The organism is Burkholderia vietnamiensis LMG 10929, assembly GCF_000959445.1.
In the GTDB taxonomy this organism is placed as follows: Bacteria; Pseudomonadota; Gammaproteobacteria; order Burkholderiales; family Burkholderiaceae; genus Burkholderia; species Burkholderia vietnamiensis.
This window is the reverse complement of sequence record NZ_CP009630.1, coordinates 48,806-69,048: the sequence shown is the minus strand read 5'-3', so window position 1 is coordinate 69,048 and position 20,243 is coordinate 48,806. Positions and strand designations below refer to the sequence as shown.

17 protein-coding genes are annotated in these 20,243 nt (G+C 69.5%); 5 read left to right on the top strand and 12 right to left on the bottom strand.

Annotated elements, in window-relative coordinates:
- The first annotated feature begins 8 nt into the window (after nt 1–8).
- Both cydB and AK36_RS00740 read left to right on the top strand, forming a co-directional pair.
- The gene (cydB, locus tag AK36_RS00745) at nt 9–1,016 is read left to right on the top strand and encodes a cytochrome d ubiquinol oxidase subunit II (RefSeq protein ID WP_011880999.1); all 1,008 of its coding nucleotides are present in this window, start codon (nt 9–11) and stop codon (nt 1,014–1,016) included.
- Nucleotides 988–1,167, top strand: a complete 180-nt coding sequence (locus AK36_RS00740) for a hypothetical protein (protein WP_011881000.1) — start codon at nt 988–990, stop codon at nt 1,165–1,167. Before cydB ends, AK36_RS00740 begins: the two co-directional genes overlap by 29 nt.
- Nucleotides 1,168–1,352: 185 nt before the next feature.
- Here the strand turns inward: AK36_RS00740 and AK36_RS00735 are convergent, their stop codons facing one another.
- The 5 genes from AK36_RS00735 to AK36_RS00715 all read right to left on the bottom strand — a co-directional run bounded on the left by AK36_RS00735 (nt 1,353) and on the right by AK36_RS00715 (nt 5,746).
- The gene (locus tag AK36_RS00735; RefSeq protein WP_106919422.1) at nt 1,353–1,808 is read right to left on the bottom strand and encodes a TIGR00725 family protein; all 456 of its coding nucleotides are present in this window, start codon (nt 1,806–1,808) and stop codon (nt 1,353–1,355) included.
- A gap of 70 nt (nt 1,809–1,878) precedes the next feature.
- Nucleotides 1,879–2,709: an ABC transporter permease gene (locus AK36_RS00730; protein ID WP_045577633.1), complete on the bottom strand. Its 831-nt coding sequence runs from the start codon at nt 2,707–2,709 to the stop codon at nt 1,879–1,881.
- Nucleotides 2,710–2,719: 10 nt separating this feature from the next.
- A complete protein-coding gene (locus tag AK36_RS00725) occupies nt 2,720–3,808 on the bottom strand; it encodes an extracellular solute-binding protein (protein WP_045577632.1) in 1,089 nt (362 codons plus the stop codon).
- A gap of 26 nt (nt 3,809–3,834) precedes the next feature.
- Entirely contained in the window at nt 3,835–4,887 is a 1,053-nt protein-coding gene (locus tag AK36_RS00720; protein WP_045577631.1) for an ABC transporter ATP-binding protein, read from the bottom strand.
- A 7-nt stretch (nt 4,888–4,894) separates the two neighbouring features.
- Nucleotides 4,895–5,746 (bottom strand): ABC transporter permease, encoded by an 852-nt coding sequence (locus AK36_RS00715; protein WP_045577630.1) that lies wholly within the window; start codon nt 5,744–5,746, stop codon nt 4,895–4,897.
- Nucleotides 5,747–5,906: 160 nt separating this feature from the next.
- On the opposite strand from AK36_RS00715, the gene AK36_RS00710 reads away from it, so the two are divergent.
- Nucleotides 5,907–6,803 carry a LysR substrate-binding domain-containing protein gene (locus tag AK36_RS00710; RefSeq protein ID WP_045577629.1) on the top strand — a complete coding sequence of 299 codons (897 nt, stop codon included), beginning with the start codon at nt 5,907–5,909 and terminating at the stop codon, nt 6,801–6,803.
- A gap of 108 nt (nt 6,804–6,911) precedes the next feature.
- On the opposite strand, the gene AK36_RS00705 is transcribed toward AK36_RS00710, so the two are convergent.
- Nucleotides 6,912–8,570, bottom strand: coding sequence for an alkaline phosphatase family protein (locus AK36_RS00705; RefSeq protein WP_045577628.1), 1,659 nt, complete (start codon nt 8,568–8,570; stop codon nt 6,912–6,914).
- Between the two features lie 251 nt (nt 8,571–8,821).
- On the opposite strand from AK36_RS00705, the gene AK36_RS00700 reads away from it, so the two are divergent.
- Nucleotides 8,822–9,043, top strand: a complete 222-nt coding sequence (locus AK36_RS00700) for a hypothetical protein (protein WP_011881008.1) — start codon at nt 8,822–8,824, stop codon at nt 9,041–9,043.
- A gap of 75 nt (nt 9,044–9,118) precedes the next feature.
- Here AK36_RS00700 and AK36_RS00695 read toward each other — a convergent pair whose 3' ends face one another.
- Nucleotides 9,119–12,982 (bottom strand): DUF748 domain-containing protein, encoded by a 3,864-nt coding sequence (locus AK36_RS00695; protein WP_045577627.1) that lies wholly within the window; start codon nt 12,980–12,982, stop codon nt 9,119–9,121.
- A gap of 152 nt (nt 12,983–13,134) precedes the next feature.
- Nucleotides 13,135–14,574: a DUF1254 domain-containing protein gene (locus tag AK36_RS00690; protein WP_014724152.1), complete on the bottom strand. Its 1,440-nt coding sequence runs from the start codon at nt 14,572–14,574 to the stop codon at nt 13,135–13,137.
- Nucleotides 14,575–14,888: 314 nt separating this feature from the next.
- Here AK36_RS00690 and AK36_RS00685 point away from each other — a divergent pair, with 314 nt between their 5' ends.
- Nucleotides 14,889–17,678, top strand: a complete 2,790-nt coding sequence (locus AK36_RS00685; RefSeq protein ID WP_080938582.1) for a heavy metal translocating P-type ATPase — start codon at nt 14,889–14,891, stop codon at nt 17,676–17,678.
- 56 nt (nt 17,679–17,734) lie between these two features.
- Here the strand turns inward: AK36_RS00685 and AK36_RS00680 are convergent, their stop codons facing one another.
- From AK36_RS00680 to AK36_RS34635, 4 genes are all read right to left on the bottom strand, one after another.
- Nucleotides 17,735–17,971, bottom strand: a complete 237-nt coding sequence (locus tag AK36_RS00680; RefSeq protein WP_045577626.1) for a hypothetical protein — start codon at nt 17,969–17,971, stop codon at nt 17,735–17,737.
- Between the two features lie 149 nt (nt 17,972–18,120).
- The gene (locus tag AK36_RS00675) at nt 18,121–18,600 is read right to left on the bottom strand and encodes a GNAT family N-acetyltransferase (RefSeq protein WP_045577625.1); all 480 of its coding nucleotides are present in this window, start codon (nt 18,598–18,600) and stop codon (nt 18,121–18,123) included.
- 151 nt (nt 18,601–18,751) lie between these two features.
- Entirely contained in the window at nt 18,752–18,907 is a 156-nt protein-coding gene (locus AK36_RS33845) for a hypothetical protein (RefSeq protein WP_011881014.1), read from the bottom strand.
- A 175-nt stretch (nt 18,908–19,082) separates the two neighbouring features.
- Nucleotides 19,083–19,910, bottom strand: coding sequence for a hypothetical protein (locus tag AK36_RS34635; protein ID WP_330992668.1), 828 nt, complete (start codon nt 19,908–19,910; stop codon nt 19,083–19,085).
- Nucleotides 19,911–20,243: the final 333 nt, after the last annotated feature.

Genomic DNA, 20,243 nt, shown 5'->3' with positions numbered 1-20,243 from the left:
GAAAACCTATGGACGTCACCGTAATCTGGGCCGCGATCATCGCATTGGGGCTCTTCATGTACGTCGTGCTCGACGGCTTCGACCTCGGCATCGGCATCGTCTTCCCGTTCTTCCCGGACGAGAAGGAACGCGACCTGATGATGAACACCGTCGCGCCCGTGTGGGACGGCAACGAAACGTGGCTGGTGCTCGGCGGCGCCGGGCTGTTCGCGGTGTTCCCGGTCGTGTATGCGACGGTGCTGTCGGCGCTCTACCTGCCGCTGATCTTCATGCTGGTGTGCCTGATCTTCCGCGGCGTGTCGTTCGAGATCCGCGCGAAGGCGCGCCGCACGAAGCATCTGTGGGACCTCGCGTTCATCGGCGGCTCGGCCGGTGCGACGCTGTTCCAGGGGATCGCGCTCGGCGCGTTCCTGCAGGGCATCAACGTGAAGAACGGCGTATTCGCCGGCGACGCGTTCGACTGGCTCACGCCGTTCAGCCTGCTGACGGGCCTCGGCCTCGTCGTCACGTATGCGCTGCTCGGCTGCTGCTGGCTCGTCGCGAAGACGGAAGGCGACCTGCAACGCCGCCTGCATCGCGTCGTGTGGCCGCTGACGGTCGTGCTGCTCGGCTTCATCGCGGTCGTCAGCCTGTGGACGCCGCTGCAGGACCCGGCGATCGCGCAGCGCTGGTTCGACACGGGGCTGTTCTGGCGCCTGCTGCCGGTGCCGTTCCTGGTCGCCGGATGCGCGGTGTGGATGCGTCGCGCGGTGCGCGACCGGCACGACATGACGCCGTTCGTGCTGGCGCTGGCGCTGGTGCTGCTCGGCTACGTCGGGCTGCTCGTCACGATGTTCCCGTATGCGATCCCGCCGACGATGACGATCTGGGAAGCCGCCGCGCCGCGTTCGAGCCAGACCTTCACGCTGGTCGGCGCAGCGATCATCCTGCCGATCATCATCGCGTACACGACGATGGGCTACTGGGTATTCCGAGGCAAGGTGCGCCATGAAGACCAGCATTACTACCACCACTGATTGCCGCGCGCGCCCGGCCGGCGCGCCGCGGCCCCGGATGCGCGGCTGGATGTGGTTCGTCGTGCTGTGGGCGGGCGGCGTGCTCGGCGCGGTCACGCTCGGCTACGCGTTCAAGCTGTTCATGAACCTGACGCTGTTTGCGGTGAAGTAAGCGGCGCGGCCTGTATCGCCTCCACACGCCTCGCGCATCCGTCGATCAACCGGCGGATGCGCGCTCCCCCCGCAACGGTACGGACCGTGCGCACCCATCGCACGATGCCGGGCTTCGATCCCGCCATGCAGAACCTGCGGCGGATGGTCTGAACCGTTGGCCCGCTGCATCCCGGCCGTGCGGCGCTACGCCGAATCGGCCAGCCACTGCGCCACCCGCGCGACGAGCCGGTCGGCGTCGTCGAAGCACTCGACGCCCGCCACCTGCGGCGCGTCGCAAATCGTGAACACCGGCTTGCCCCACTGCAAGCCGAGCGCGATTTCGGACAGCGTGCCGAGACCGCCGCCGACCGCGATCAGGCACAGCGACGCGCGCGCCACCAGCGCGTTCCGCGTGATGCCGAGCCCGGTCGGCAGCGCGACGCTCAGATACGGATTCGCGAGCGTCGCGTCGTCTTCGGGCAGCAGCCCGATCGCACAGCCACCCGCCGCATGCGCGCCGCGCGCGGCGGCTTCCATCACGCCCTGCTTGCCGCCGCCGACGAGCGCGACACCCGCCGTCGCCAACGCATGGGCGAGCCGCTCCGCGACGCGCATCTGCTCGTCCGTCGCGTCGCGCGGGCCGATCACGCCCACCGGCATCCGATGCCGGCGCAAGCCGTTCTGCCGCTGCGCCAGCCGCGCGAGCTGATCCCGCGCCGCCCCCGACCATTCAATGCCGCCGTTGCCGAACAAGGCCTTCCCCCAGTGCAAGAACGCAGGTGCAGATGGCGGTCAGCACGATCGACAGCACGGCCGCCTGCGAAAAATCGGTTTGCCCGTCCGACAGCTTCAGATACATCAGCAGCGGCAGGATGTTGATCTGCGTGCCGGCCAGCGCGAGCGCCGTGCCGTACGTGCCGAGCGCGATCGCGGTCACGAGGCACCAGGCGGACATGATCGACGGCCACAGCTCGCGCCACGCGACGTCGAGCCACGCGCGCCACGGCCGCGCACCGAGCGTCAGCGCCGCTTCGAGCGGCCGCCGGTCGAAATTCGCGAGGGCCGGATAGATCATCAGCGCGACCCGCGGAATCAGGTAATACGCATAGGCGAAGGCGAGCCCCGGCATCGTGTAGATCGCGCCGCCGATCGCGTTCGGATCGGCGCCCAGCGCCGCCAGCAGCATGGTGACGAAGCCCGCGCGGCCGAACGCGAGGACGAAGCCGTACGCGATCACGAGGCCGGAGAACGCGAGCGGCACGCCGAGCAGCGCCAGCGACCAGTGGCGGCGCGCCGGCGACTGGCCCGCCAGCACGAAGGCGAGCGGCACGCCCACGCCGACCGACAGCGTCCCGGCGCCGACGCCCAGCGCGAGCGAGCGGGCGATCGCAGCGGCGACGAGCGGGTCGCGCAGCACCGCCGCGAACGCCCGCCCGCCGTCCGCACAGGCGGCGTCGACCAGCGCGGCGAGCGGCAGCACGAAGCACACCGCGAGCAGCGCGGCCGCGGGAAGCGCGCCGAAGCGGCGCAGCACGCCGCGTTCCGGTAACGAAGCCTGCATCGCGAGCCCCTTAGTTGCCGAGCGTGGCCTGCGACCACAGCTGGTCGACCTCGGCCTTGCGCGCGGCCGCCTTCGCGACATCGAGCGGGCGAACCTGCGGCGCATTCGGCAGCTTCGCCGCGACGTCCTGCGCCACCGGCGTGCCGGGCACGGCCGGACGCACGTAACCCTGCGCGAACAGCGCCTGGCCGACGTCGCTCATCACGAGGTTGAGCCACAGCTGCGCGGCGGACGGATTCGGCCCGCTCTTCACGAGACTCATCGCATACGGCGCCGACACGCTGCCGTCCTGCGGAATCACGACGTCGGCCGCGTCGCCCATCCCGTCCGCATACTTCGCCTTGAGGCCGTCGTTCTCGTAGCCGATCAGGATCGGGATCTCGCCCTTCACGAACTTCGCATACGGCGTCGTGCCTTCGACGCGCAGCACGTTGCCCGCGCGCTTGAGCTTGCCGAAGAATTCGGCGCCCGGTTTCGGATTGTCGACGCTGCCGCCGTTCGCATACGCGGCCGCGAACACCGCGACCTGGCCCTGCCCGGTCGAACGCGGGTCGAGATAGACCACGGCGTTGCGGTACTCGGGCTTCAGCAGGTCGGACCAGCGCTGCGGCACGTCCTTCACGAGCTTCCGGTTGACGAGGAACGCGATGTTCAGCGAATGCACGGCGAACCAGCGGCCGTCGGCCGCGCGGAACACGCCCGGCAGCTTGTCGAAGTTGATCGGCCGGAACGGCGCGACGACGTCCTTGCTCGCGGCGTCGAGCGCCGACGCCGCGAAGTAGTACGCGGTATCGGCCTGCGGACGGCGGCGCGACTTGTCCAGCGCGACGACGGTGGCCGCGGAGCCGATGTCGTTGTACGTGATTTCGACCTTCGGGTAGCGCTTGCGGAATTCGGCGAACAGCGCCTTCCAGTTCGCCCATTCGGGGCCGGTGTCGAACGACACGACGAGCCCTTCGTCGGCGGCCTTCGCGTACAGCGCGTCCTCGCCCGGATACAGCGGCGCCGCATGCGCAGCCGCGCAGGAAAGCGCCGCGAGCGCGCACAGTGCGAGCACGCGCGCGCGCATGCCTTTCACGAAAAGGGAACCTGCAGACATGGTGAATCTCCGTTGAACGAAAGGGGTCATGGCGCGTCCGGTGACGCCGGCAGCACGGGCAACACGAGCAGATGGCGCGGATCGATCGCGATGCTGCGGGCGGCGGGCTCGCGCCCCTCGCACAGCAACGGGTCGGACGCTCCGTGCGGATGAAAGTCGTAGCGCTGCGTCGCGCCGAGGTAGCGCACGTGGCCGGGACGGCCGTCGAGCCGGTTCACCGTGTGCGTCGGCGGATCCGCCTGCACGTGCTCGGGCCGCACCAGCACCGCGATTTCGGCGCCGGGCCGGTGCGCGCCCGTGTCCGCGTGCAGCGTCGCGAAGCGCACGTCGACGGCGCCGTGCGCGAGCACACGGCCGGGCAGCAGCGTCGAATGTCCGACGAAGCGCGCGACCTGCGCGCTCGCGGGACGCTCGTACAGGTCGCGCGGCGTGCCGGCCTGCAGCACGCGGCCGCCGTCGACGATCGCGACGCGATCCGCCATGCTCAGCGCCTCGTCCTGGTCGTGCGTGACGAACAGCGTCGTCGCGCCGCACGCGCGCTGCAGCATGCGGATCTCGTCGCGCAGCTGGTGGCGGATGCCGGCATCGAGCGCGGCGAGCGGCTCGTCGAGCAACAGCAGCTTCGGCTCGATCACGAGCGCGCGCGCCAGCGCGACGCGCTGCTGCTGCCCGCCCGACAGCATCGCCACGCCGCGCGTCGCATGCGCGGCCAGGCCGACCCGCTCGAGCATGTCGAGCGCGCGCTGGCGCCGTGCGCCGGCCGCGACGCCGCGCATCCGCAGCCCGTACGCGACGTTGTCGACGACCGACAGGTTCGGAAACAACGCGTAGTGCTGAAACACCATCCCGACTTCGCGCCGCCATACGGGCACGCCGGCCACGTCGGCGCCGCCGATCGCAATGCGGCCGCGCCAGCCGTCGAGCAGGCCGGCGGCGAGCCGCAGCAGCGTCGACTTGCCGGAGCCGCTGCGCCCCATCACCGCGAGCAGTTCGCCCTGGGCGGCGGACAGCGTGACGCCGTCGATGCCGTGACGCGCACCGGGATACTGGAAACTGACGTGTTCGAATTCGAGGCTCATGGCTGATTCACTTCAGGCGTTGCATGGTGCTGGTGGACACGAGCGTCGCGAGCACGGCGAGGACGAGCAGCACGACGGTCGCCGCACAGGCCATCCCCGTCGCGCCGTAGAACGCCTGCAGCAGCACGATGGGATAGTTCCGGTAGCGAAAACCGGCGATCAGGTTCGAGATCTGGAATTCGCCGATCGACAACGCGGCCACCATCACCAGACCGGAAAACAGGCTGTGCCGCAGGTTCGGCAGCACGATCGTGAAGAACTGGCGCAGCGGCGTCGCGCCGAGCGTCGCCGCGCAGGCCTCGAGACGCGCAAGCCCGAGATGCCGCAAATCGCTCAGCAGCGTCTGCAGCAGATACGGCAGCGTCAATACCGCATGCGCGACGATCATCAGCGGCAGCGTGCCGAGCCAGGGCAGCGTGTCGCCGCTGAAGATCGCGATGTAGCCGAAACCGAGCGTGAGCGCCGGCACGGCGATCGGCATCAGCATCACGATGCGCGTCGCAAGCCCGCCGCCGGCCTGCGCGCGATGATGCAGCGAATACGCGAGCGGCAGCCCGATCGTCGCGTTGAGCGCGCAGCAGGCCAGCGCGACCATCAGGCTGACGCCGAACGCTCGCGTGAAGCCCCGGTTCGCGGCCAGATCGGTGAACCAGTGCGCGGTGAAGCCGGCGGGCAGCAGCGTATTGGTCCACGACTGCCCGACCGAGCCGACCAGCAGCAGCGCGATCGGCAACAGCAGGTAGAGGCCGAACGCGGCGACGAGTGCCTGCAGCAACAGCCGGCCGATGCGGGGGCGCGCTGCTTTGCTACGACGAATCGGAACACCGTCGGCCAATGCCGGGACGGATGACGGATGCATGACACACTCGCTGACGATGGGGGGGACCGCGCGCAATGCCCGTCGGAACGGGCTCGTGGGCGTTGTCGGAACCCGCGCAGTGTGCGGATTCGACATGGCACCGTCATGAAAAAAACGTACAAAGACGGCATCGATCCATGCGAGAACGGAACAGCAGCCGATGAAACACCTGTATCCGAACGTCGCGGAACTGCACGCATTCGTCGCGTCGGCGAAATACCTGAACTTCTCGTACGCGGCACGCGAGCTGGGCCTGACGCCCAGCGCGGTCAGCCGGCAGATCGCCAGCCTCGAGGCGCTGTTCGGCGTGAAGCTGTTCGTGCGCGAAGGACGCGGCCTCACGCTCACCCGCGCGGGCGAGGTGTATCACGCACGCGTCGTCGCGCCGCTGCGCGAGATCGGCAATGCGTCGATCGAGCTGCTGAGCGCCCGCGAGAATCGCGACCTGCTGACGATCGCGAGCGTCCCGACGTTTACGACCAAGTGGCTGCTGCCGCGGCTCACACGCTTTCTCGCCGCCGCACCGAGCGTCACGCTCGGCTTTCGCCGCCATCTCGCGCCGGGCGACCCGTTTCCGTTCGGGCTCGACGCGGCGATCCGCTATGGCGACGGCGCATGGGAAGGCGTACGAAGCGACTATCTCGACGGCCGGACCTTCGTGCCGGTCTGCACGCGCGAATTCGCGGAGCGGCACGCGCTGCGCGGCCCCGCCGACGTCGCGTCGGCGCCGCGCCTGGTGCACGAACAGGCGGAGATCGCATGGTCCGAATGGGCGCAGCGCCACCACGCGACGCGGATGAATGCGCTGGCCGGCGCCCGCTTCGAACAGTATTCGGTGCTGATCCAGGCCGTCCAGGCCGGGCTCGGGATCGCCCTGGTGCCGCGCTTCCTGATTCTCGACAATCTCGCGGCCGGCACGCTGATCGAGCCGTTCGATGCCCCGGTCGACCTGGACGCGCAGGGGCACTATCTCTGCTACGCGCCCGAACGCCTCGCGACCAGCGACGCGCTGCGGCGTTTCCGCGAGTGGATGCTCGACGAAGCGACGCAGGGTTGATCGACGGCGAGCGCCGGAGCGGTCGCCATCGGCGTCCGGGCGACCGGACGCGGGCCGCCGCATCCGGTGCCGGACGCCGCGCGACGGCGGCATCCGGCCCGCGCAAGGTCAGCGATCGATACCGAGCCCCGGCAGCACGCGCGTATTCTCGGCGACAACCGCGTGCAGCAGCTTCGGATCGGCGCCGAGCAGCCCGAGGATCGTCGGCGCGACCTGCTTCGTGCCGACCAGATCGCTCACGCTGCGCGCGCGCTTCAGGCCCGGATACGACACCAGCAGCGCGAGATGGCTGTCGTCCGGCGCGTTGCCGCCATGCTCCTCGTCCTTCTTCGTGCTCGACGTGTAGATCACGCCCGGATTCGGCTGCACGATGAGGTCCGGCGTGCGGCCGTTGGCCGGGTCGCCGAACCGCTCGGCCAGCGCCGCGCCGTACAGGATGTACGCCTGCGGGCCGTCCGCGCAGATGCCCGGCGCGTTGCAGCCGAGGTTGGCCTGCAGCGTGCGCACCACGGCCGTGCGCTGGCCGCGGTCGCGCAGCCAGATCAGGCCGACGTCGTCGGTCTGCACGAAGCCCGTGCCGGCGAGGCCCGAACCGTCGTTCGGGTTGCCCGTCGTCGTGTTGTTCTGGCCGAAGTTGCCGTTCGGATCGAGGTAATCGTTCGCTTCGAGCAGCTTCGTCAGCGTGTCGCCGTTCTTCACGAGCTTGGTGCGATCGGTCGGCGACTGGCCGTGCTTCGCGGTGACGATCACGGCCGTCGACGTGTACAGGTTGCGCTGCTTCAGCTCGGCGACGATGTGGCCGATCGCGCCGTCGACGTAGGTGATCGCATTCGCGACCTGGCCGTTCGGCGTGAAGTTCGCATCGAGATAGCCGCCGCCCTTCGCGACCGGCGCCTTCTGCGCGACGCTGAGCGTCTGGAAGTTCGCGCCGAACAGCGTCGGCACCGGCGCCGTCCTGGCGCCGGTCGAATCGCGGCCGTCGATCTGGTTGATCAGCGCCTGCACGTGCAGGTTGTCGAAGCGCGCGGTGTGCGAATAGACGTCGGTGTACGCGGTGTTGGTGGCCGGGTCGATCGAGTTGATCTCGGTGCGCATCAGATCGTCGACGCCCGTGCCGGACGGGCCGTTCAGCCAGTCGTAACCCCACGCGTGCTTGTCGGCCCACGCGGTGTACGCGTTCGGCACGCCGGCCTTGACGGCCTCGAACACCGTGTTGGTCTTCAGGTAATCGTGCGGGTAGACCGGCACGCAGCGGCCGCCGACCTTCGCGTGCGGAATGGCCTGCGGGTTGAACGCGCCGCCGCCGTCGAGGTGCACGAGCGCGCCGCCGTTCATCGCGTCGATGCCGGTCGTCTCGTCGAACACCACGTTCCAGCCCTGCTTGCCCGAGCAGGTCGTGTCGCTCGGCGCGTACAGGTTGCGGTCGTAGGACACGTCGTAGAACAGGCCGGCCGTCTTCGGCGAGCCGCCCGTCACGAGCGCGGCGAGGCCCGGGAACGAGTCCGACAGGCCGGGCGTGTACGCATTCGTATACGTGACGCCGCTTTGCGCGAGCACCGCGAGGTTCGGACACGTGTTCGCGCCGATGCAGCGCGCGAGATCCTGCTCGTGCAGGCCGTCGACGCTGATCAGCAGCACGTGCTTCGCGACGCGCCGGCCATGGCTGCCGTCGTCCTGCTGCGCCGCCTGGGCGCTGGCGCTCGCGAGCGCCAGCGCGCCCGCCACCATCACCGCGACGTTTCGTTGCTTGGCGAATCTGGAAATCATCACCCCACCTCATCGATTGACGTTGAACCGCATGACTTGCCGGAAGGCGCGCAAAATATGGCCGGCTCGTGCGGCGGTCCGATGAAGCGGGGCTTTCTGTTGTCTGTCAAACGTAACCAATCGCAAGCGGCATCGGACGGTCGCGATGCGCCGCGTCGGCCGCCGCGCGTGCACGCGGCCGGATTTTTGTCGGACTTGGCGCGCGACTATTGGCGTGTAATAAAGGGTTTTCCCTGACCCGGAGCACGAGTATGTCGACCCTGGAAGCGCTCAGGTTCGTGCTGGACGATGCACGCACCCCCGAAATCATTCGCCATCACGTCGTCGACGCGCTGCAGTACGCGTTGCGCAATTACGGCCAGGTGTTCACGGCCAAGGAAGTCGAATGGCTGACGCAGTGGGACGATGCGCGCCTGCCGCTCGCCGCGAGGAAGGAACTGGACAAGCGCGAACCGGCGCTCGACGGGCGCTGACGCCGCACGGGCCGCGCCGCGCGATCGTGCGCGGCGCGGCCGCGTCGAACGACGCGCGGCCGCTTGCTTGCCGCGTTACTGCAGGCCGAAATCGACGCGCGTCGTCGCGCCCTTGTCCTCGATGCCCTTCGCATCGAGCTTCGGCGCGACGACGAACATCCGGCTCGAATCGATCTTGCCGTCGAGATACTGGCGCACCGCCTGCGCACGCTGCTGCGCGAGCGCGCGCAGCGCGTTGTCGTCGGCCGGCGCGTGATCGGCAAGCGCCTTCTTCATGTCCGCATCCGGCAACGTCTTCTGCAGGCCGACCAGGTTGCGCGGCTTCTTGAAATCGGCCGCCTTGTACGCGCGCGTCAGGTATTTGTCGTACTCGGCCGGCGCGACCTTCACCGTCATCGGGTCGACGCTCTCGCCCTGCCCGATCACGTCCTTGAGCTTCTGCTGACGAACCAGCCGGTCGACATACACGTCGCGCAGCCCCGGCGTGTCGACGGCCGGATCGACGCGGCCGATCAGGTCGAGCCGGATCGACGGCTTCTCGGTCAGCATCTTCGCGACGGTGTCGAGCTTCTTCTGCTGCGCGTCGCTGAGCGCGTACGAGCCCGGCGCGAACTCGACGTAGCCGAGATCCTCGCCGCCGCTGCCGCCGAACGCATGCGACAGCAGCGTGAACGGCGACGTCACCGCCTTCGCGATCAGGTTCAGCACCGCGCGCCAGATCAGCCCGCCGATGCTGAACTCCGGATTCGACAGCGAGCCCGACACCGGCAGGTTCACGTCGATCTCGCCGCGTGTGTTCTTCAGCAGCGAGATCGCGAGCTTCACCGGCAGCTTGGTCGCCGTGTCGTTCTCGACGTGATCGCCGAACGTCAGCTGGTCGATGAAGATATGGTTGTTCGCCTGCAGCTGGTCGTTCGCGAGCTGGTAATGCAGGTCGACGTTGAGCTTGCCCTTCGTGATCGGGTAGCCGGCGTACTTCGCCGAATACGGCGTCAGGTTCGTCAACTCGACGCCGTGCGCGGTGGCGGTGAGGTCCAGCGCCGGCTTGTCGATCAGCGGGTTCACCGAGCCCCTGATCGAGATCGGCCCGTTGCCGGCCAGGTTCGCGGCGACGTCGACCGGAGCCGACGTCGTCGAATCCGTGCCGAACGCGCCGACCGTGCCCTTGATCGCGACGAGGTTCGCCGTGTAGTTCGGCTTGATGAAGTTGTCGGTGTAGGTCACGCGGCCGTTTTGCAGCACCAGCTCGCCGAAATGCATGCGCACCGGATTCTGCGGCGGCGGCGCGGCCTTCACGATCACCGTCGCCGCTGCGGCGGACGGCGCCGACGCCTGCCGCGCGGCCGCGGCCGACGCCGCCTGCGCGGCGGCCGGCGGCGTCACGCCGGGCGACAGCGGCACCGGTTCGCTCTTGCTCGCGTCGCGCGTGAGCGACTGCGCGGGGCCGGTTTCCTTCGCGACGACGTCCTTCAGGTTCAGCCGCCCCTGCGCGTCGAGCAGCACGCGGCCATAGAAGTTCGAGAACGTCACACGCGCGGCGTCGACGTCGGTGCCCTTCTCGTCGTAGTTCACTTTCAGGCTCGACAGCGCGAGCGAGCGCCAGCCGGCGAACGGGTCGGACGTCGCCTTGTCGAGCATCCGCACGTCGACCAGCGCGGCGTCGCCGTGGTAGGTCGCGCGCGGCGCGCCCTTCACTTGCGCGAACGTCAGGTTGCCCTGCGCATTGAGCAGCGCGCTCGCGATGGTCGCGTTCAGCGCGCTGCCGAAGTACGGCTCGAACGCGGCTGCGTCGAGCCGGTTGCCGTCGATCTTCAGGCCGACTTTCAGCGGCATCGCGGTGACGTCGCCCGACGCGGCGAGCGAGCCCTTGCGGTTCAGCGTCGCCTTCAGGCGCACCGGCAGCGGCTTCGTCAGGTCGTCGCTGATCTGCTGCACCGACAGCTCGAGCGGCTTGATCGCGAGCTTCACCGGGCGCGGCGTCGTCAGGTCCGTGAAGTTCGCGGACGCGTCCTTCACGTTCAGCGCGTCGATCCGGTAATGCCACGCCGGCGCGCTCGCGGCGGCCTTGCGCGCGACCGTGCGCGCCGGCACAGGCGCCGCCGGCCGGGCCGGCTCGCCGAGCGCCGCGAGGTCGATGCTGCCGTCCTTCAGACGCTGCACGTCGAGCGCGAGGCCCGTCGTGTCGACGCTCGTGATGTCGGCCGTGCGCGCGCCGACGTCGATCTTCGCGATCTTCGCGCTGGCGTCGCCGAGCGCGATCGCGGGCGCCTTCGCATCGGGCGTCGCGAGCTTCAGCGCTGTCAGGCTGACCGTGCTGTCGACGACCTGCGCGTCGAGCGGCGTCTTGCCCCAGTCAGCCTTCGCGTTGAGGTTCGCGCCCAGCGTGCCGTCGAGCACGCGCGCGCGGGTCGCATCGGCGAGGTACGGCTGCAGCGCCGGCAGCGCGAGCGCAGCGACGCTCAGCTTCGTGTCGGCCTGCTTCGCCGCGACGCTCACCGCGCCTTCGGCCTTCAGGTCGCCGCCGCGCGACAGCGACGTCGACAGCGTGTATTTCGCCGGCGTCTTGCCCTGCAGCGTGAAGCCGTCGAGCGTCGCGGCGAGCTTCGTCAGCGAGATCGCGGCCGGGGTCGCTGGCGCGCGGTCGTCGAAGTTGAGCGTGCCGCCGTCGATCGCGAAATGGCGGATCGTCAGGTCGAGCGGCGGCGCTTGCTTCGCGGTGGTGTCGGCGTTGGGGGCGGTCGGCGTGCTGGCGGCGGTGACGTTCGCGGCGGCCACGCTCGCCGTGGCGACGCTCGCGGCACCCGATGCGGCCGCGCCCGAGGCTGCGGGCTTTTCTGCTGCGGTCTTGTCCGCTGCCGGCTTCGCCACGGCGGCCGGCTGGCCGCCGAGCTTCTCGACGTTCAGCACGCCCTGCCGGTCGCGCGACAGATCGACGACCGGCTGGTCGATGCGGATCTCGTCGAAATGCAGCACGTTGCGCAGCGGCTCGAGGCCCGCGGCCGCGACGTGCACGCCGCGCGCGGCGAACAGCGGCTCGGACGCGAGGCCGGTCACCTTCGCGTCGTTCAGATCGACGGTGCCCGCGACGCGCAGCGACGGCGTGTCGCCGCTCATCACGAACTTCAGCGTCAGATTGCTGCTCAGCAGGCCGCTCGTGACGACGACCGGCAGCTTCGTCGGCGCATACGAAATCAGCTTCGGCACGTCGAGCCGGTCGAACGTCAGCGTGACTTCGGATTCGCGCGACTGCGCGAACGGCTTCGTGCGGCCGTCGATCGCGATCGGGCTGCCGTCGAACCGCGCGCGCAGCTTCGGCTGCACGAAGATGTCGGTCTTCGACGGCAGCGTCGCGATGAACGGGATGCCGAGCGTCCAGTTGTCGACCACGTGCCGCTCGTTCAGCAGGCGGTCGTCGAAATCGATGCGGCCGTCGTTGACCTGGATGTTCGACACCGAGAACAGCGTCGGCTTGCTGGCCGGCTGCGACGGCGTCGAGAACTTCTCGATCAGGTCGGTGAAGTTCAGGCGCTGCGCGTCGTAGCGGACGATGTGAAAGCGCGGCGAGTCGACGCGCAGTTCGTTGACGATCGGCGCGCCGCGCAGCAGCGACGTCCACGACGGCCGCACCACCAGCTTGCCGATGTCGATGAAGTCGCCGCGGCCGCCGCGCTCGCCGATATGCACGCCATCGGCTTCGAGGTTCAGCGTGTACGGGTTCAGCGCGATGCGCCGAATCGTCGACGGCCGGTCGAGTTGCTTGCTCAGTTGCTGTTCGGCGAGATGGCGAATCAGCGGCGGCGCGGCGAAGAAACCCAGCAGCCCGAACACGATGACGAAGATCAGCACGCCGATGCCGATGCGCCGGGTCCGACGCGAGCGTGCAATGCCGCCGAGGGCATGGAGGGTCGAGGTTACGGTTTTCTTGTCTGCGCTTGCCATGCTTGAATGCCTCGGGAACACGAGCAAGGCCGCGCCGGTTTTCCGGCGCGGCCTTGCAAGCTATCCCGAAAGTATAGGCCGAGGTGGTGACGGAGCGTCGTTGGGGTGCGGCCGCCACGCCCGCGCATCGGACAGCGGCGGCGCGTGCCCGTTCATTTCCGGACGACGGCGGGCGGCAACCAGGAGCCGTCGGTCGCTTGCGGCTTCGGCGCGTACAGGCGCAGCGCGAGCGCGAAATCGGTGCGCGGCGCCGGCAGCCAGTTGGCCCCGCGCGCGCCGCCCGGCGTCGCCGACACGACCACGTCGATCGAGCCGTCGCGGTTGCGGCGCAGCCGCTCGCGATCGCCGAGCGAGCGGCGTGCCGCACCGACGTCGGGCAGCGCGCCGTTGGTCGCATACGGCGTGAGCGTCCAGAAGCCGCGCACCGGCGGCACCGCGCCCGGCGCGAAATGCAGCATGTAGCGGTTCGCGCCGTTCAGCGGCTGGCCGTCGCTGTCGACGCGCACGAGCGCGAGCGTTTCGTCGTCGCGCGTCGCGGTGCCGAACTGCGTGTAGGCCGCGTACGCGCGCAGCGCGTAGTCCTGCCCGTACTTGCCGGCCGTGTCGCCGATCCAGCTCCAGCCGTTCGCGCCCAGCAGGTTCGACGGCGGCGTCGCGAGGCGAGCGCGCGCTTCGGCGACGCCGGCCGTCGCCGCGCTCAGGCGGTCGCCCGTCCACTGCACCGGGTAGCCGGCCGACACGCCGATGTCGCTGAGCAGTTCCTGCGCGTGCGCGTCGTCGGCGGGCGGCGGGTTGTCCTGCAGCGCCTGGGCGAAGCGCGTGAAGAACGCCTTCGGATCGAGCGCCGCGACCTGTTCGGCCGGCGTGCCGCCGCTCGCGGCTTCCGACGGCGCGCTGCCCGCATGGACGGCCACCGACGCGCCGCGCGCGGCGCCCGTATACACCGACAGCGGCACCACGCGGATCGCCCGCTGCAATTTCCTCACGTTCGTCAGGTCGCGGCCGCCGCTCGTCTGCAGCCGCACTTCGAGCCATGCGTTGGCCGACGGCACGTCGACGCGCACCGCGCCCTTCGGCAGCGTGCCCTGCCAGTCTTTCGCGACGAAGGCGATCGTTTGCGAGCGCATGGCGCCGCGCGCACCGTGCAAGGCCACGCTCGACGACGACCACAGCACGTTCGTCCACATGTCGAGTGCTCGCGCGTCCCAGTAGCGGCCGCGCGTGTCGGGCAGCGTGACGATCACCGGCTCGGCGCCGACGTCGAGCCAGCCGGTCGAGTCGAGCGTATCGACGCCCGGCAGCGGCGGATTCAGCGCGCCGACCGGCGGCAGCGCCTGCGCGTGGCGCAGCGTGTTGAGCGGCGCCTGGCCCGGCTGCGCGCCGTCCCCGCCGGTCGCGGCTTCCTTCGCGACGTCCATCAGCACGAGCGGATACGCATATATATAGGAGTCGGCGACTTCGGCGCGCATCCAGCCGGTTTTGCGCTGGATCGCATCGGGTTGCGACGCGCATCCCGCCAACAGCGCCGCGATGGCGAGCGACGCGGCGGCGGCGCGTCGCAGAGAAACGGTTTCTCGTCGATTTTCAATCATTGATCACTGGCCGAATATCTTTTTTGTCAGTCAACGCCTTGTTCGACGCATGCTCGGCGCAAGCAAGGCACTTCAGCGGCCCTGATTGCCGTCTCGTCGCGGCGGGCGCTGATGTCAGGCCGGTATCATAGCGCCTAAGGGCATCCCCCAATATGCCGAATAGCAGGCTAGGGTCATTGCGGGGCCGAGGGTCGATCGCGAACCATTATTTTGATATCTCGCTCCGGATCGACATCGCCGCTTGACCTTCCCATCATGGGAATGTCGATACTGATGTCATTCGCGGCACGAACCGTGCCTTTGGGGAATCCGACATGACTGAATCACTCGCGTCCACGGCAACGCACACGATCGAACTCGACATCGACGGAATGACCCGCGCATCGTGCGCCGGCCGCGTCGAGAAGGCGCTCGCCAAGGTGCCGGGCGTCGCACGGGCATCCGTCAATCTGGCCACCGAACGTGCGAGCGTCGACGCCGCGCCGGACGTTTCCGCGTCGCGGCTCGTCGACGCGGTCCGGCAGGCCGGTTACGGCGCGACACCGGTTGCGGCAAAGCCAGCCGCCAGCGCGCAGCCCGTCCCAGCTCCGGCTCCGGCACCGGCACCGGCACCGGCACCGGCCAACATCGAGCTCGACATCGACGGAATGACCTGCGCATCATGCGCCGGCCGCGTCGAGAAGGCGCTCGCCAAGGTGCCGGGCGTCACACGGGCATCCGTCAATCTGGCCACCGAACGTGCGAGCGTCGACACCGCACCGGACGTGTCCGCGTCGCGGCTCGTCGACGCGGTCCGGCAGGCCGGTTACGGCGCGACACCGGTCGCCGCCACACCCACGGCCGACCGCGCCGGACCGGCCAGTTTCGAGCTGGACATCGGCGGCATGACCTGCGCGTCCTGCGCGGGCCGCGTCGAGAAGGCGCTGGCCGCGGTGCCGGGCGTCGCGCGCGCGTCGGTCAATCTCGCGACCGAGCGCGCGTCGGTGCAGGCGGCCGGCACGCTCGACGCCGCCGCGCTGATCGCGGCGGTCACGTCGGCCGGTTATCAGGCGTCGCTCGCCGCCGAGGCGCAGGCCGCGGCAGCCGGTCCCGCCGCGGCCGACCCAGCGCAGACCACCGACGCGCGCAAGCGCCGCGACGCGATCCGCGAACGCAATCTCGTGATCGGCGCGGCCGTGCTGAGCACACCGCTCATCGTGCCGATGCTCGTCGCGCCGCTCGGCATCGACGCGATGCTGCCCGGCTGGCTGCAGCTGGTGCTCGCGTCGATCGTCCAGTTCGGTTTCGGCGCGCGCTTCTATCGGGCCGCGTGGCACGCGGTAAAGGCGCGCACCGGCAACATGGACCTGCTCGTCGCGCTCGGCACGTCGGCCGCCTTCGGCCTGAGCCTGTGGATGCTGCTGCGCGAGCCCGCGCATCCGGGCCACCTGTATTTCGAGGCATCGGCCGTGATCGTCACGCTGGTGCGGTTCGGCAAATGGCTCGAAGCCCGTGCGAAGCGCCAGACCACCGACGCGATCCGCGCGCTGAACGCGCTGCGCCCCGATCGCGCGCGCATCGTCGAGCACGGCGTCGAGCGCGACGTGCCGCTCGCGCAGGTGCGCGTCGGCACGACCGTGGCGATCCGTCCGGGCGAGCGCGTGCCGGTCGACGGGCGCATCGTGTCGGGCCGCTCGCACGTCGACGAATCGCTGATCACCGGCGAAAGCCTGCCGGTGCCGAAGGACGACGGCGATCCCGTCACGGCCGGCTCGATCAACGGCGAAGGCGCGCTCGTCGTCGCCACCACCGCGATCGGCGCGGAGACGACGCTCGCGCGCATCATCCGCCTCGTCGAATCCGCGCAGGCCGAGAAGGCGCCGATCCAGCGGCTCGTCGACCGCGTCAGCGAAGTGTTCGTGCCGTCGATTCTCGGCATCGCCGTGCTGACGCTGATCGGCTGGCTGATCGCCGGCGCCGGCGCCGAAACGGCGATCCTGAACGCCGTCGCGGTGCTCGTCATCGCATGCCCGTGCGCGCTCGGTCTCGCGACGCCCGCCGCGATCATGGCCGGCACCGGCGTCGCGGCGCGCCGCGGCGTGCTGATCAAGGACGCGCAGGCGCTCGAGCTCGCCCAGCGCGCGACCGTCATCGCGTTCGACAAGACCGGCACGTTGACCGAAGGCAAGCCGTCCGTGACGGCCTTCGACGCCGTCGACATCCCGCGTGAGCAAGCGCTTGCTGTGGCAGCAGCCGTGCAGCGCCACAGCAATCATCCGCTCGCGCGCGCGGTGGTCGCCGCGTACGACGCGGACGTCGCCGCGCGCGGCGGCGCAGCCGTGGCGGCCGATGCTGCGGCGGCAACCGACGCGCGGGCGGTCGCCGGACGCGGTGTCGAAGCGCGTGTGAACGGCCGGCTGGTCGCGCTCGGCAGCAGCCGCTGGCGCGACGAGCTGGGCATCGCGGTTCCGCCCGAACTCGGGGCGCGCGCGGCCGAGCTCGAACGCGCGGGCAACACGATTTCGTGGCTGATGCGCGCCGACGCGCCGCGCGCGCTGCTCGCGCTGATCGCCTTCGGCGACACGGTGAAGCCGGGCGCGCGCGACGCGATCGCGGCGCTGTCGGCGCGCGGCGTCGCGAGCGTGCTGGTGACGGGCGACAACCGCGGCAGCGCGGCGGCCGTCGCGGCGGCGCTCGGGATCGATGAAGTGCATGCGCAGGTGCTGCCCGACGACAAGGCGCGCGTGGTCGCCGAGCTGAAGCGCACGCATGGCGGCGTGGTGGCGATGGTCGGCGACGGGATCAACGACGCGCCGGCGCTCGCCGCGGCCGACGTCGGCATCGCGATGGCGACCGGCACCGACGTCGCGATGCATACGGCCGGCATCACGCTGATGCGCGGCGATCCGACGCTCGTCGCCGACGCGATCGACATCTCGAAGCGCACCTACCGGAAGATCCAGCAGAACCTGTTCTGGGCGTTCGTGTACAACCTCATCGGCGTGCCGCTGGCGGCGCTCGGTTGGCTGAATCCGGTGATCGCGGGCGCGGCGATGGCGTTTTCGAGCGTCAGCGTCGTGACCAACGCGTTGCTGTTGAGGAGATGGAAAGGCAAGGCGCGGTGATGTGGCGCGGGGCGAACACGGGGGCCATCATCCGCCCGCTTCGCACCGCGCAGGGTTCAACGGCTTCGACGAAGCCACGAACGAAACGCGGCCATCGCGACCAACATCGCGCCGTCGACCATACCCGGCAACGGAAGCGGGTTCGTCCACTTGTCCATGTTGGTGCTGCGCGCGTAGTACGGCGGACCGTCGCCGTGCGCCGCATTGAGACTGATTGCGTTGAACGCACAAGTCAGCAGGATGGCAATCAGCAGCGCCATACCGATCGAGATGCGCAACGGGCGTTTTCGCATATCAGTATTGAACCGTCCGTGGGACGTGGCATTCCGGGGCGTCTTTCGTTGCGGCCACGATTTCTCGAACGCATGGCCGATGCATCACTCTTCCTTCCGGAATGGAATGGAATGCGAACGCCGAGCCGTCGGCGTGGGAATCCCCGCCGCTAGTCCTGAACGACCGGCTTGAGCAATGTGGTCGTGATCGGTACGAAGCCGCACGCCCGATAAAGCGCACGTGCAGCCGTGTTGTGATTGAACACCGACAGTCCGATCTCCGTGACGCCATGACGGCGCGCCTCGGCCTCGAGCGCATCGAGCGCGCGCGTCGCCCAGCGCTGACGGCGCCGGGACGGGACGATGTCGAGGTCGTAGATGAACAGCGTGCGGTTCGGCCCTTCGGCGACGATCGCGTACCAGAGATCGCCGACCGTATTACCGGTCTCGGTGTCGATCAGTTGGACGAGCGTCTGGCCGGGGGTGAGCAGGCCGTCGGGCAGCAGCGTATCGAAGCAGGCGCGGGCGCGGCTGGCCGCATCGTCGATCGCGTTCTGGCCGGAGGACACGAGGTCGCGCGCGTAGCCGTCGACGGCGCGCGTGCGGTATGCATGGAATTCGCCGGCCGTCATCGGCCGCATCAGCAGCATGGCTCGGAGGTCGCGAGGAGAGTCGGACTTCCAGTGTAGCGGGACGGTCGCACCGGCGCGCGATGCGGCGGCGGAAAACGGACAGGCAGGTGCGGCGAGCGCCGCGCCGAATCAGCGAATCAGCGAATCAGCGAATCAGCGAATCAGCGAATCAGCGACGGTACAGGACGATCGGCGCGAGGTTCGCACGGCGCATACGCTCGACTTCGGCGTGACGCGCGGCGTACGAATAATCGGTGTCGAGCGGGAGGTGCGGGGAGACGAACAGGTCGTCGATCTTTTGCAGCAGGGCGAGAATGAAGCTCATTTGAGACTCCTGACAAAGTGCGCTAGGGTTTTCCCTTAGACGGCTTCCATTCTAAGGGTTTTCCCTGAACTCCGCCAGCGTTACGCATCAATTCGTCGCACCGCTGTAGTCGTCTCACGACGCGGTAATACGGCGATCGTTGCCCGGCGTGGCGTTGCAGGTAGGGTCGGACTGCTTAGCGGGTTCGACGCACGCGCTTCGCGGCCGCGGCCTCGCGATTCGCATTGCGCTGGAGCCGGTCGACTTGCGACAGCAGCGCCTCGTGGCGGTCCGCGAGGGTCATCAACGTCGCCTGCTGCGCCGACAGATCGGCCGCCAGCCGATCGATTCGCTGTTGCCGGACATCGAGGTCCTGTTTCAGCTGCGCGATTTGCCGGGTTTGCAACACCAGCGCGACGAGCCCCGCGCACACGACGACCGCCAGCGTCAGCAGCAGCCGGTTGACACGGCGCATCTCGCGATCGGCAACCTGCTTGATGCCGGCCGTGTCGGACTGCAACGCGGCGAGCCGCTCGGACAGCGGACGCAGATGAACGTCGGGATCGAAGGCCGACGACTTCTGCCCGGCCGGTTGCGCGCGATCGGCCGACGGCTTCGTCACGAACGACGCCGCGGACGCCACCGGCGGCACGGCCGGCTGCGTCGGCGCGGCGGTGCGCGGCGCATTTCCGGCGCTCGTCGCAATCGCGGCAGCGGCGGGAGCGGCCGGTTTGGCTGGCTCGACCGACGCCTGCCGTTCAGCGGATGGCGCAACGTACTCGGGCATCGTTGAAGACGGGACCGAAGCCGAAACCGGCTCCGCGGTCGCAACAGACGCCTGCGCTTCCGGCGTGCCGCCCGCTGCCGTCGTTTCGCGCGCACCGCTCGCTGCGCGCCGCTTGCGGCCCGACGACGCGCGGCCCGACGACGCGCGGCCCGCCCTGCTGCTCTGGCCGCGCGTCCGCTCTGCTTCGTCGCGTTGGTCCGGCGTGCCCGCAAGTTCCGCATCGTTAGCGGATTTCACGGGCGGTTCAGCGGCGGCCGCATCGGCAACTGCGCTGGCAGTCTCGGTCGCAAGCCCCGCAGCCGTTACGGCCTCGGCGGCGGTTTCCGGCACGCCGCCGGCCGGAGCTTGCGCGCCGTCGATCGCCGGCTCGCTAATCGCAATCGCACCGACGTCAGCGGGTTGCCGTATGTCGGCTGCCTGCGTTGCGTGGGGATCGACCGTGTGCACGACATCCGCGTCGCGCGTATCGCCATGTCCCGCCGCAGGCGACGATCCCGGTTCCGATTCCGCCGACGCGGCAACGTCTCCATCACGCATCGCGGTCGCACCGATCGCGCTGGTGGCACCAAA